Below are 15,143 nucleotides of genomic sequence, written 5' to 3'. Positions count from 1 at the left end.
CTTGCTTCAACTGATTTGGTCGATGAATTCGAATAGCTCGCGGTCATCCGCGGATTCGAGACTGTCGGCACCACCGCCCAGGTCGAATTCGCCGGTGTCCTCGTCTTCGAGCTCACGCAACAGTGCGGTCAACCTGCTTGCGATATCCGACCGATCCGCAGCCGACAGCTCGGCCGTGGCACAACTGCGCGCCAGCGACTCGAGCTCGGCCGCAATACGTTCCGCGGGGTCGTCGACCGGAACGATCTCCTGCCGGAGGTAATCGGCAAGCGCCTCCGGGGTGGGATAGTCGAACATCGCGGTCGCGGACAACTGCACGCCGACAGCCGATTTCAGCCGGTTACGGAATTCCATCACGCCGAGCGAGTCGAACCCGATATCGCTGAACGGCTTGTCCGGCGGGGTCGAGTCCGCACTGGTGTGTCCCAGCACGGCCGCGGCCTGGGCCCGGATCACGCCAAGGATGACGCGTTCCTGTTCGGCGGTCGAGCGGCCGAGCAGTTGCGCCGACAAAGACGCGGAGCCATTCGATGTTGCCGACGGCGCGCTCGTCGTATCGACCACCCGGCGGTGCGATGGCCGCGACAGGCCACGCATGACCGCGCGCACATCATCGGGATGTGCTTCGCCCAGAGCGGTCCGGTCGATCCGGACCGCCACGAACGCCGACCGGCCGCCCGCCAGCGCGGCGTCGAACAGCTCCATGCCGTCCGCGTCGCCCAGCGGAAGGAGACCTTCGCGCCGCAAACGGGCGAGGTCGGCCGCGCCGAGCGTGCTGGTCATACCGCCGCTCTGCTCCCATGGCCCCCATACCACCGACGTCGCGGGCAGACCGGTCACGTGCCGGTGTTGTGCCAGCGCATCGAGGAAGACATTGGCGGCCGCATAGTTCGCCTGGCCCGGATTGCCGATCACGCCCGCGATCGAGGAGTACAGCACGAACGCCGACAGATCCAGGTCCTTGGTCGCCTCGTGCAGATTCCAGGCCGCATTCACCTTGGGCCGCAACACTTTCGCGATCTGCTCCGGTGTCATGGCGGCGAGCAGACCGTCGGCCAGCACACCCGCCGCATGCACGACAGCGGTCAACGGATGCTGCGACGGTATGGCCGCCAACACCGCGTCCAGTGCGGCTCGATCGGCCGCGTCGCACGCGACCACGTCCACATGCGCACCGAGCGCGGTCAGCTCGGCGACGAGTTCGGCCGCGCCGGGGGTTTGCGGACCACGCCTTCCCGCCAACACCAGCCTGCGCACACCATGGACGGTGATCAGGTGTCGTGCGGCCACCGCGCCCAATCCTCCGGTACCGCCGGTGATGAGAACAGTGCCCTCGGGCCGCAATGGCACCGGCACGGTGAGCACGTTCTTGCCGATATGCCGGGCCTGGCTCAGGTACCGGTAGGCCTGCGGCGCCTGCCGCATATCCCACGCGACGGTCGGATACGGCGCCAAGGTCCCGGCCTCGAAAAGCTCGACCAGCGTGGTCAGAATCTCGTGCAGCCGATCGGGACCCACCTCCATCAGCATGAAGCTGTGGTAGTCCACCCCCGGATGCTCGGCGGCCACCTCGACCGGGTCACGCCGGTCGAGCATGCCCATCTCGACGAACCGACCACCGCGCGGCAGCAGCCGCAACGACGCGTCCACGAATTCGCCTGCCAGCGAATCCAATACGATGTCCACACCGCGACCGTCGGTGGCGTCGAGGAACTTCTGCTCGAAATCCAACGTGCGCGAGTTGCCGATTTCAGCCTCGCCGAACCCCGAATCGCGCAACACATTCCACTTCGGCTCACTGGCGGTGACCAACAAGCGCAGGCCCAGGTGTCGCGCGAGTTGCACGGCCGCCAAACCGACGCCACCGGTCGCCGCATGCAGCAACAGCGTCTCACCCGGTCGCGCATCGGCCAGGTCGACCAGGCCGTAGTAGGCGGTCGCGTAGACGATCGGAATCGCCGCGGCCTGGGTGAACGACCAGCCACGCGGCATCGGCGCAAGCAGTCGGCGATCGACCACCGCCACCGATCCGACACCCGGGATCAACCCGAAAACCCGGTCGCCAGGCGCGAATTCGGTCACGTCCGGTGCGACCTCCACGACGACACCGGCTCCCTCACCGCCGGGCCGACCAGCCTTGTCGGGGTAGGTGCCGAGCGCCATCAGCACATCCCGGAAGTTGAGGCCGACCGACCGCATACTCACCCGGACCTGGCCTGGTGCAAGCGGTTCCAACGCGGTTGGATGGTCGCTGAAGGCGAAGTTGTCCGCGGTCAACGTGCCCTTGTCGCGCAGAGTCAGCGCCCATGCTTGTGTCTGATGCGGTCTGTGCGGAGCCCTACGTGGTGACGCTGCGCTACCGCCTCCGGGCCTGACCGCACAGACCGGGGTATTTCGCGACGCGACGTCGAGAGCGTTCGAATCACCGCGGTTCAGGCGCGGCACGTATGCCTTCCCGTGCCGCAGGGCCAGCTGGGGTTCGTCGCCCGTAGCCGAAGCCAGGACCACAGCGGGCCGATAGTCCGCCCAGTCTTCGACATCGACGAGGAGAATCCGGTCCGGGTTCTCACTCTGTGCGGTACGCAGCAGACCCCACACGGCTGCCGTGGACAGGTCCACCGGCTCGTGCGGATGTACCGCGACCGCCTGCCGGGTCACCACGACGATGAGCCGGTCCCGGGTCAGCAGCCGCCGCACCTGCGCCGCGAGGTCGGTGACCAGATCCCGTACTGCCACGGGGAGATTGCCGTCGACGGCCGGAGAGTCGGTGCGCGACAGCTCATTCCATCGGTGCGCGTCGAGCCGCAACACCGTCGCCTCCCGTCCCGCGATCGTCACGGTTTCACCGTCATCGTCGGGACTCCAGGCGTCGGCCGCGGTGAGCGCGGCCGCAGGCTCGGGTAGCACGACCCAGTTCAGCTCGTAGCCGACACCGTCGGTGCGACGGTGCGCCGAGCCGAGCGCATCGGCGGACAAGGTCCGCAGCGTCAGTGCTTCCACGTCGGCCACGGCCATGCCTGCCGGATCGGCGAGGGATACGGTGATTCGCTCACCCCCCGGCCCGGAGCCGGTCACGGCAGCACGGACCCGCACCGTGGTCGCGCCCGTCGCGTACAGGGCGATGTTCTCCCATGAGAACGGGACCGCGATCGCACCGGCCCCGGTGTCGGGAACCAGCCCACCGAGCAGGACCACGTGCAGCGCGGCATCCAACAATGCCGGATGCACACCGAATGTCGAGCCGTCCGATCGTGCGGACTCCGGCAGTACGACCTCGGCGAACACCTCACCGTCGCGGCCCCACAGGGCGGTCAGTCCGCGGAACGCCGGTCCGTACTCGTAGCCCCGCGCGGCCAGATCCGCGTAGGCGTGATCGATCGCTATCGCCGTCGCCCCTGCGGGCGGCCAGCTCACCGGAACGGAGTCGACCGGTGGTGTGTTCGACCCGACGGTGACCGTCGCGACCGCGTGGCGAATCCATTGTCCCGCAGCGTCGTTGGGCGAGTCCGAAGCATCGCCGTTCGACCGCGAGTACATCGACACCGTCCGTGCGCCGGTGTCATCCGGTCCGCCCGCTACCACCCGCAGGTCGACGGCCCCGGCTGCCGGGATCGGGAGGGGTGCCTCGATCACCAGCTCCGCCAGTCGCGGGCAGTCCAGCACCGTTCCCACGTGCAGGGCCAGCTCCACGAGCGCGGCGCCGGGCAGCAACACCACCCCGGTGACGGCATGATCGGCCAGCCAAGGATGAGCGGCTCGCGACAGCCTCCCGGTGAACACCACATCCTGGGAGTCCGGCAACCGCAGCATCGCGCCCAACAGCGGATGTCCCGCATCGTCCAGGCCCGACTGCCACAGGTCCGGCGCGTCGACCGGCCGCGCCCAGTAGCGTCGATGCTGGAACGCATAGGTAGGCAACGTCATTCGAGACGTGGAGCGGCCCGCATACAGCGGCGTCCAGTCCACCGCTACGCCGACGACGGCGGCCTGTGCCAGCGCGGACACGAACTGTGTCGGCTCGTCGATCGAGCGCCGGGCGGCCGCGACGACCGTCGACTTGGCCTCGACGGCCGGAGTCTCGGCCAGACATTGCCGAGTCATCGCGGACAGCACCGCATCCGGTCCGATCTCCACGAACCGACGCGCACCTGCCTCGACCAGAACGTCGATCCCCGGCGCGAACCGGACGCACCCCCGCACCTGCTCGACCCAGTACTCGGGATCGGTCAGCTCCGCAGCGACCATGACCGCCGAAACGTTCGACACGATCGGCAACAGCGGCTCCCGATACGTCAATCCTGCGGCGACAGAGCGGAATTCATCGAGCATCGGCTCCATCAGAACCGAGTGGAACGCGTGACTGACACGTAGCCGGGAGGTCTTCATTCCCTCCTCGGCAAACCGATCACCGATCTCGTCCAGCGCGGACGCTGCCCCGGACAGCACCACCGACGACGGGCCGTTCACCGCCGCCAACGACACCCGTCCGCCGTACGCGGCGAGCACCTGCGCCGCCTCGGCCTCCGGCACCGCGACCGCGAGCATCGCCCCGCCCTCGGGCAAGGCGCCCATCAACCGACCACGCGCCACAACCAGCGCACACGCATCCTCGAGCGACCACACCCCCGCCACATACGCCGCAGCCAACTCACCGATCGAATGCCCGATCAACAGATCCGGTACGACACCGAACGATTCGATCAACCGGAACAACGCCACCTCGAACGCGAACAACGCCGGCTGAGTGAACTCCGTCCGATCCAACACCCCCTCGGCATCGACGAACATCAACTCCTTCAGCGACCGCCCCAACAACGGATCGACCTGCGCACACACCTCATCCAACGCCGCCGCGAACACCGGAAACGCCCGATACAGACCCACGCCCATACCAACTCGCTGCGCACCCTGCCCCGTGAACAGGAACGTCGTCTTCCCCGAACCCGCCGACCCCTCGATCGTGCCCGGCGCACCCGCCGCCAAATCGGCCAAGCCCGCCAGCAATTCGTCACGATCCCGGCCGACGACGACGCCCCGACGGTCCAGCAATGCTCGCGAGTCCGCCAATGACCGTGCCGCCGACCAGATGTCGACCTCCGGGCGATCGGCCAACCACGCCCGCAACCGCTCCGACTGCGCCCGCAGGCCCTCCTCCGACTTGGCCGACACCGTCCACGGCACCACGGCGACATCGATGTCCGGCCCGGCCACAGCACGCTCAGGCACCGAAACCGCCTGGGCCGGTGCCTCTTCGATGATCACGTGCGCATTGGTGCCGCTGATCCCGAACGACGACACACCGGCCCGGCGCACCCTGTCGCCGACCGGCCACGCCCGCGCCTCGGTCAGCAGCTGGACATCGCCCGCAGACCAGTCCACGTGCGGGCTCGGCTCGTCCGCATGCAGCGTCGTCGGCAGAGTTCGGTGCCGCAACGCCTGCACCATCTTGATCACACCGCCGACACCCGCCGCCGCCTGCGCGTGACCGATATTCGACTTGAGCGAACCAAGACGCAGCGGTTCTCCCGCACGATCCTGCCCGTAGGTGGCGAGCAACGCCTGCGCTTCGATCGGGTCGCCCAGCGCCGTTCCCGTTCCGTGCGCCTCGACCGCATCCACATCCCGCGGATTCAACCCGGCATTCGCCAACGCCGCCGCGATCACCCGCTGCTGCGACGGACCATTCGGCGCCGTCAAACCATTGCTCGCGCCGTCCTGATTGATCGCACTGCCACGCACCACCGCCAATACGTCGTGGCCCAGCCGACGTGCATCCGACAGGCGCTCCACGATCAGCACCGCTGCGCCCTCGGACCACGCGACACCGTCGGCCGCGGCCGAGAACGACTTGCACCGGCCGTCTCGAGCCAGACCGCGCTGCCGCGAAAACTCCTGGAACACCATCGGTGTCGCCATTACCGTCGCGCCACCGACCAACGCCAGCGAACTCTCCCCCTGGCGCAGCGCCTGGCAGGCCAGATGCAGCGCCACCAGCGACGACGAGCAGGCGGTATCCACCGTCATCGCCGGTCCTTCCAGACCCAGCGCGTAGGCCACCCGTCCGGAAGCCACACTCCCCAGGCCGCCGGTGAGGACATACCCCTCGACCTCGGGCCCGGCCTTACCCGTCACAGCCTCGTAGTCCTGGTACATCACGCCCGTGTAGACACCGGTGTCGGTGCCGCGCAACGACGTCGGGTCGATCCCCGCGTGCTCCAGCGCTTCCCAGGACACCTCCAGCAGCAACCGCTGCTGCGGATCCATCGCCGTCGCCTCGCGCGGGCCGATCCCGAAAAAGCCCGGATCGAAATCACCTGCGTCATAAAGGAATCCACCGCGCCGGGCATAGACCGTCCCCGGCTTGTCCGGATCCGGGTCGAACAGCCGCTCCAGATCCCAGCCACGATCGGCCGGGAACTCACCGGTCGCATCCCTGCCGGAAGCAACCAGATCCCACAGCGCATCCGGCGATTCGACGCCGCCGGGGAACCGGCAGGCCATGCCCACGATCGCGATGGGTTCGTCCACGCGTACCCGGCGCGACACCCGTGCCGTCCTGGAACCAGAATCCGTTCCCTCGATCGTGGAGTGCAAGAGGGTGGCGACGGCCGCGGCGGTGGGGTGGTCGAAGACCAGGGTGGACGGCAACTGGACACCGGTGGCCTTCGCCAGCCGGTTGCGGAATTCGACGCCGCCGAGCGAGTCGAATCCCAGTGCGTCGAATCGCTCGCCGGGGCCGATGTCTTCGGCGCAACCGTGCCCCAGCACGGCCGCCGCGTGCTCCCGGACCAGGTCGAGCACCACCTCGGCGCGTTGGGCCTCCGGTACCCGGCTCAGTCGTGTGGCCAGTGAACTCGACGCGGCCGCGGTCCGGTCCGTGGTGCGGGGCAGGAAACCGCGCAGCACCGTCGGCACCGCGCCGTTGCCCGCTTCGCGCCGCAACTCGGCCGGGTCGAACCGAATCGCCGCCAAGTGCGCGGCGGCGCGACCGGTGGCCGCATCGAACAGCCGCAGACCTTCGTCGTTCCCGAGTGCGTGGAGACCGAGCCTTTCCCAGCGGGCGACGGCACTGCGGTCCAAGCCACCGGTCATGCCGCCAGCGGAGTTCCAGGGCCCCCAGCCCAGTGAGATCGCGGGCAACCCGTCGGCACGGCGACGGTGCGCCAGCGCGTCGAGGAAGGCATTGGCTGCCGCGTAGTTGCTCTGTCCCGCCGATCCGATCGTTGCTGCGATAGACGAGAACAGCACGAAGCCCGACAGGGCGCGGTCGCGAGTGAGTTCGTGCAGGTGCCATGCGGCCGCGGCCTTCGAGCTGAACACCCGCCGCAGTTGCGCAGTGGTCAGGCCCGCGAGGGTGCCATCGTCGAGGACGCCGGCCGCATGGACCACACCGGTCAGCGGATGATCGGCCGCTATCGAATCGAGCAGGGAACGCAGGGCTTCTCGATCGCCCACGTCGCAGGCCGCCACTGCGACGGCAGCGCCGGATTCCGACAGCTCGGACACCAGTTCTCTTGCGCCATCGGCTGTTTCGCCACGCCTGGACACCAGCAGCAGATGACGGACTCCGTGTGCGGTGACCAGATGTCGAGCCACCAGTGCGCCGAGGCCGCCGGTGCCGCCGGTGATCAGGACGGTGCCTGCGCCGAACGGTTCTCCCGGCTCGGCCTGGTGCTCCGCTCGCGCTCGCACCAGTCTGGGCACGAGCAATGCTCCGGCACGCACCGCCGCCTGTGGTTCGCCCGCCGCGAGCACCGCACCGACGAGTGTCGAGTCATCCATGGGCGCAACGGCCGACGGGTCGGAATCGAGGAGAATGAACCGGCCCGGATATTCGGATTGGGCGCTGCGCATCAGGCCCCAGACGGCCGACGCGGCGAGATCCGGTGCCTCACCCGGCAGCGCGGCACCGTTCGCGGTCACCACGACCAGGCGGGTGTCGGCCAGACGATCCTCGGCCAGCCAGGCCTGCACCGTCGCCAACACCATTTCCAGGTGGCCTCGTACGACGGCCGGATCGTCGGCTGCGGCGCTGTCCTCCGGATGCCAGATCGCGACATCTGGAATCTCTTGTGCCGCAGCGAGTTCCGTTGGGCTCGGATAGGAGGTGCCGATTCCGGCAACCGGCTCCGAACCGAGTACGGTCATCCGGTCCGTGGACGCACTCGGTGTCGCCGTCGGCGCGGGCGTCCACTGGACCTCGTAGAGGTCGGCGGCATCCGAGGCCAGGGTGCCGCGCATCTGTTTCACGTCATAGGGCCGCATGACGACCGCGTCGACGGAGACCACCGGCCGTCCCGAATCATCAATGGCCGCAATGGAAATCGTCTCGGGTCCGCGCGCCGTGGCGATGACGCGCAGCGTCGTCGCCTGGGCAGGCGGCTGGTGTAGTCGCGCTCCGCCCCAGCGGAACAGCAACCGGCCGGTGTCCGGATCGCCGTCCTGATCGCGCCAGAGGAGCCCGGCCAGCCCGGCGTGTATCACCAGGTCGAGCAGAGCCGGATGCAGATCGAACCGCTCCGGTTCGGGCGCGGCCGCCGTATCCAGGGTGACCTCGGAGAAGACGGTCTCACCCCGCTGCCATGCGGCACTGACACCGAGCAACGCCGGGCCGTATTCGAGTCCGGATACTGTGGCGATCCGCTCGGGAATCCATGCCGGGTCGAGAGTTTCGGCGTCGATCGGCGGCCAGGCCTCGTCCCGCAGCTGGTCCAGCAGCGCGTCATCGCCGTCCCAGGAGGGTGCCAGCACACCGCTGGCGTTGCGCATCCATTCGCTCCCCTGCCGGAAGTAGAAGCTGAACTGACGTCGCCCGGCCTGGTCCGGCTCCTGCACCGACACCTGGAGTTCGACCTCGTCGTCTTCCGACGGCGGAATCGGAGCCTCCAGGGTCAGCTCCTCGACGACGCCGCAATCTATGCTGCCGCCCGCGACGAGCAGGAACTCGACGAGGGCCGCGCTCGGCAAGACCACAGTGCCGTAGGTCATATGGTCGGCGACCCACGGGTGGGTCGCCAGCGAGAACCGGCCGGTGAAGACGAACTCGTCCTTACCGGCCACCGGCACCACACCGGTGAGCAACGGGTGGGCAAGGGTGTCGCCGATGGCTTCGGGGCGCGGCGGCAACCAGAAGCGCTGGTGTTGGAAGGCGTACGTGGGCAGGGGAACTCGTCGTATCGCCCGGCGACGCAGCAATGGCGTCCAATCCACCCGCATACCGGATGTGTGCGCGTGCGCCAGCATCATCGAGAACTGTTGGGGCTCATCGTGATCCCGGCGCGCGGCCGCGGCCACCACCGAGGCCGACTCCGCGTCCTCGGGAAGGGTCTGCCGGGTCATCGCCGCCAGCACCGCGTCGGGCCCCACTTCCAGGAATCGACGCACACCCGAGGCGAGCAACGTCTCGATGCCCGGCGCGAATCGCACCGCGGCCCGTACCTGCCGAACCCAGTAGGCGGGTTCGGTCACTTCGTCCCCGGCAAGCCGACCGGACACATTCGACACCACCGGCAGGCGTAGCCGGTTGTACGTCAAATCCTTTGCGACAGTCTCGAATTCGGCCAGCATCGGCTCCATCCGATGCGAGTGGAAGGCATGGCTGACCCGCAGCCGCGACGTCTTCGCGCCATGCTCGGCGAATCGGGCCTCGATCTCGCCGACCGCGTCCTCGTCACCCGAGATCACCAGAGCCGACGGCGCGTTCACCGCGGCGACCGACACTCGGCCGGCATACCGGGCGACAACATCATTCACTTCGGTTTCGGACGCTGCGATGGCCAGCATCGCTCCGCCCTCGGGCAACGCACCCATGAGACGGCCGCGCGCCGCCACCAACCGGCACGCGTCCGCGAGCGACCACAGGCCCGCGAGGTACGCGGCCGCGACTTCTCCGATCGAATGGCCGATCAACACATTCGGGGTGACGCCGAACGACTCCAGCAAGCGATACAGCGCCACCTCGAAGGCGAACAACGCGGGCTGGGTGAACTCCGTCCGATCCAGCACCGCCACACCGTTATCGCCACCGGCGACGCCGCTGAACATGACCTCTTTGAGCGAGCACTCCAACACCGGATCGAACTGGGCGCACACCGAATCCAACGCGTCCGCGAATACCGGGAACGCCTCGTACAAGCCTGCGCCCATACCGATCCGCTGTGCACCCTGACCGGTGAACAAGAAGGCCGTCTGCCCCGGACCAACGACGCCGCCGATCACACCGGTACCGGTCCCCGATTCGGCGAGATCCGCCAACCGCTCGAGCAACTCGTCCCGATCGCGACCGAGGACCACACTCCGCGAATCCAGCTGCGCCCGCGACGTCGCCAGCGCATAGGCCGCATCCGCGATGTCGACCTCCGGCCGCTCCGACAACCAGGCCCGCAGCCGCTCGGCCTGCGCACGCAGACCCGCCTCGCCCTTACCCGACACCAACAATGCGGTGACCGGCACGGTGATTTCGGTGTCTTCCCCGGCGGCCGCTACCGGGGCTGCAGGCGCTTCTTCGAGGATCACATGCGCGTTGGTGCCACTGATCCCGAACGACGACACACCCGCCCGGCGCACCCGATCTCCGGCGATCCACGGTTCGGCTTCGGTCAGCAGACGCACCGCGCCCGCGGCCCAATCCACATGCGGCGACGGCGTTTCGGCGTGCAGCGTCCGCGGCAACCGCTCGTGCCGCATGGCCTGCACCATCTTGATCACACCGGCCACACCGGCGGCGGCCACGGTATGGCCGATATTCGATTTCAAGGAACCGATCCGCACCGGTTCCCGATCGCCGCGATCCTGTCCGTAGGCGGCGATCAAGGCCTGTGCTTCGATCGGATCACCCAGGGCCGTGCCGGTCCCGTGCGCCTCAACGGCGTCCACATCGACCGCCGAGATCCCCGCATTGGCGAGGGCCTGCGCGATCAACCGCTCCTGCGACGGACCGTTCGGCGCGGTCAGACCGTTGCTCGCGCCGTCCTGGTTCACCGCACTGCCGCGAATAACGGCCAGGACGTTGTGTCCGAGCCGCTGCGCATCCGAAAGCCGCTCCAGCACAAGGACGCCCGAGCCCTCCGACCACGCCACACCGTCGGCGGCAGCGGAGAACGCCTTGCAGCGGCCATCCGGTGCCAGGCCGCGCTGGCGGGCGAAGTCCACGAACAGATATGGGCTGGCCGCGACGGTCACGCCACCGGCGAGAGCCAGCGAGCTGTCCCCCTGGCGCAGCGCCTGGCACGCCAGGTGCAATGCCACCAGCGATGACGAGCACGCCGTATCCACCGTCACCGCCGGGCCTTCCAGGCCGAACACATACGCGACACGGCCCGAGATGACGCTGTGTGACGTACCGGTCAGCCGGAAGCCCTCCAGGTCGCCGGTCACCCGGCGCGAGTAACCCGATGAGCAGGCACCGGCGAATACGCCGGTATCGCTGCCCCGCAACGACATCGGGTCGATACCCGCGTCCTCCAGGGCTTCCCACGATGTCTCGAGCAGCAGCCGCTGCTGCGGATCCATCGCCAACGCTTCGCGTGGGCTGATACCGAAGAAGCCGGGGTCGAAATCGCCTGCGCTGCTGAGGAATCCACCGTGGCGGGTGTAGACCGTGCCCGGTTTGTCGGGGTCGGGGTCGAACAGTCGGTCCAGGTCCCAACCCCGGTCGGTCGGAAATTCGCCGATCACGTCCCGACCCGCGGTCATGAGGTCCCACAGGTCCTCGGGGGACCGCACACCACCGGGGAATCGGGCGCCCATGCCGACGATCGCGATCGGTTCGTCTGTGGTCGTGCGTCGCGATACCCGATGCTCGCCCCGGTCGTTTCCGGTGACCCGGGCCCGCAACAGTGTCGCGACCGCACTCGCGGTCGGATGGTCGAAGATGAGTGACGCCGGCAGCGGCACACCGGTGGCCCGTATCAGCCGGTCCCGCAGCCGCACCCCACTGACCGAATCAATGCCGAACTCGGTGAACGGCAGGTCGGGGTCGATTGATCGGGCCGAATCGTGGCCTAGTACGGCGGCGGCATGCTCACGAACGATATCGAGAACTACTGTGTCACGCTGATATTCGGGGGCTGCCAGCAGTTTGCGGGCCAGCGGACTGTCGCCCAACGCATCGGTCCGCTCCCGGTCTTCGGAAATTCGGCTCTCGGAAATTTCGGGGAAGCCACCGGAAGTGACCAGCGCACCGGACCAGAAGTTACGGCGCTCGAACGCGTATGGCGGCAGATCGACCCGCGCCCCACCGGAGACCAGCGCGCGCGGATCCACCGGCACACCGGCGCAGTAGGCCTGTGCCAGCGACGCGATGAACTGTTCCGGGCCGCCCGCACCGCGCCGCAACGATCCGACAACGGATACGCCCTCGGCCGCACCGGCGGCCTCGGCGGTCAGGGCGATACCCATCGTGAGCACCGGATGCGGGCCGACCTCGATGAATCCGGTGATGCCGTCGCCGATCAGCGCCGTAACAGCGTCGGCGAATCGAATCGGTTCCCGCTCCGACCGATACCAATATTCGGCGTCCAGTTCAGCCGTATCCAACCGGTCGGCGAATACCGTGGAGAAGAACGGCACCGATCCGGATTGTGGGCGGATCGGCTCCAGTTCCGCGAGCAGCCGATCGCGGATCCGCTCGATCGCCTTCGAATGCGACGCGTAGTCGATCGGAACCCGGCGGGCCCACACACTGTCGCGGGCGCAGTCGGCGAGGAATCCCTCCACCGCCGAAACGTCACCGGAAATCACACTTTGCGCCGGTCCGTTCACCGCCCCCAACGACAGCCGATCCCCATACGCCGAAAGACGTACTCGGACCGCATCCGCGCCGAGCCCGATCGAGGCCATAGCGCCATGTCCGGCCAGCTCATCGGCCAGCGCCCGGGACCGGAGCGCCACCACACGCGCCGCATCGGACAGCGACAGTCCACCGGCAACATGCGCGGCGGCGACCTCACCGTGGGAATGGCCGATCACCACGTCCGGCTCCACACCGGCCGCACGCCACATCCGGGCCAGTGACACCATCACCGCGAACAGCACCGGCTGCACCACATCCACGCGATCCAGCGAGGGGGCATCGACTTCGCGGCGCAGCACCGCCGTCAGCGACCAGTCCACGTACGGTGCAAGCGCCGCTTCACATTCCGCGATGGACTCCGCGAACGCACCACCCGAATCCAGCAGGCCCAGCGCCATACCCTCCCACTGGCTGCCATTCCCCGGGAAGACGAATGCGACCCGCCGCTGCTCGGCCCGCCCGGTGGTCGGCTCGATCGCCGTAGCGGGGACGGTCGGGTCGGCCAAAGCTGCCAAACCGGCCAGCAGCTCGGCTCGATCCAGCCCGACAACGGCTCCGCGCCACTCCATTTGGGCGCGCGTGGCCAGCAGCGAATGCGCCACATCGACCACATCCAGCTCCGGATGACGCAGTAGCCACTCCCGCAGCCGGGCCGCCTGTGCACGCACGCCGCCCTCGCTGCGCGCCGAGACCACCCACGGCACCGCGGCGGCCTTGCTGTCCCCCGTGGTCGCGGCGGACTCCACGGCGGGCGCCTCCTCCACGATCACGTGGGCGTTCGATCCCCCCATGCCGAACGACGACACACCTGCCCTGTGCACGTCGGCGACGGGCCAGTCCTCGGTGCCCGTCAGCACCCGTAAACCCAAGTCCGCGAGCGGAATTCGTGGATTCGGCGTCTCGAAGTCCAGGCCGGCCACCAGTTCTCGGCGGCGCAGACAGAGCACGGTCTTGATGAGACCCGCGATACCGGAAGCACCTTCCAGATGCCCGATATTCGTCTTGACCGATCCGACGGCCAGCGGCGCTTCCTGCGCCCGGTGCACACCGTAGGTCTCGCCGAGCGCAGCGGCTTCCGCCAGATCACCGGCGGGTGTCCCGGTGCCGTGCAATTCGACGTACTGCACCGACGACGCCTCGACACCTGCCGCGGTCAGGGCAGAGTGGATCGCCGCCGCCTGCGCATCGCGACTCGGGGCGCTCGGCACTCGGCGTTCGCCGCCGGTGTCGACCGCACTGCCGCGGATCACGGCATGAATCCGGTCGCCGTCGGCGACCGCCTGCGCCAAGGGTTTCAGCACCACAATGCCGCCGCTCTCGCCGCGCACGAACCCACCGGCCAGGGCCATGTCGCTCTCGCCGCTGCGCAGACTCTCACAGGCCAGATGAACCGCGACCAGCGAGGATGCCTGGTCGCTGTCGACCAGGATGCTCGGGCCGCTGAAACCGAAGTAGTTCGAGACGCGGTTCGCGATTTCGGCGGAATCGCTTCCGGTGCCACCGAGGCACACACCGCACCGCCGGGCCTCGCGCGCCGTGGCGGCCAGGCCCGCGTCCTCGAGCGCCTCCCAGCTCAATTCCAGTGCCAGCAACTGTTGCGGATCGATTGCGCGCGCCTCATTGGGCGAGACCCCGAAGAAGTCCGCGTCGAACTCCCCTACGGTGTCGACGAATCCGGCCCGCTCTGTGATGCTCTCCCGCCCCGGGGGAGCCGTGCCGATCGCGGCGCGCCCCTCTCTGAGCAGCTGCCAGAAACTGTCGAGATCGGCCGCGCCCGGCATTCTGCAGGACATGCCGACGATAGCGACCTCGAACGCCGATCCGGTCACCTCTGAACATCCTTCCCAAGGCAGGCTGGGACCCGCCGTAAAAGCTTCTGACGAGTGTGTTTGTTGTCTACAGCAGAGGAATCAGGCGATTCCCGCTTCGGACATAACGGATTTCGACGCGGTCGAGGATCAGCGAGGGGCCTTGAATGATGCGGAGCGTCTTCCGCAAGCGACCCGGGGCCCGAGGAGACGGCACAGGCTAGGCCCAGAACTGGACACGGTGTACCGCCGGGCTCAGTAGGGCAAATAATCAGCGAACGACGCTGAAGATTGAGGCGCTACGTGGGCACGCCAGAATGTCCAGGCGCGGACAAGAGGGGGTGATGCCCGAAACATCCGCCGCGAGATGCGTACACAGCACCTATGCCGCAGCGATGTGGATCAGCACAATGATCCTTCAAATTTTCGAACAGTAGAACGCGATTCATCGTACTGAACAGTAATTTGACGATCTTGACCTTGTCAACCGGCCAGTAGCTTCCCGGTGGTTACCGCGACCGACGACGAGCAACGGGCCCGAG

Annotated in this window: 1 pseudogene; it reads right to left on the bottom strand. The window is 68.0% G+C overall.

Annotation, left to right across the window (positions count from 1 at the left end):
* Window positions 1–6 precede the first annotated feature (6 nt).
* Window positions 7–14,544 (bottom strand): annotated as a pseudogene (locus ACZ60G_RS36680) (SDR family NAD(P)-dependent oxidoreductase); the annotation flags it as partial.
* Between the last annotated feature and the right edge of the window lie 599 nt (window positions 14,545–15,143).

The organism is Nocardia sp. NPDC102475 (assembly GCF_055584605.1).
This window is presented reverse-complemented; position numbering and strand designations above follow the sequence as displayed.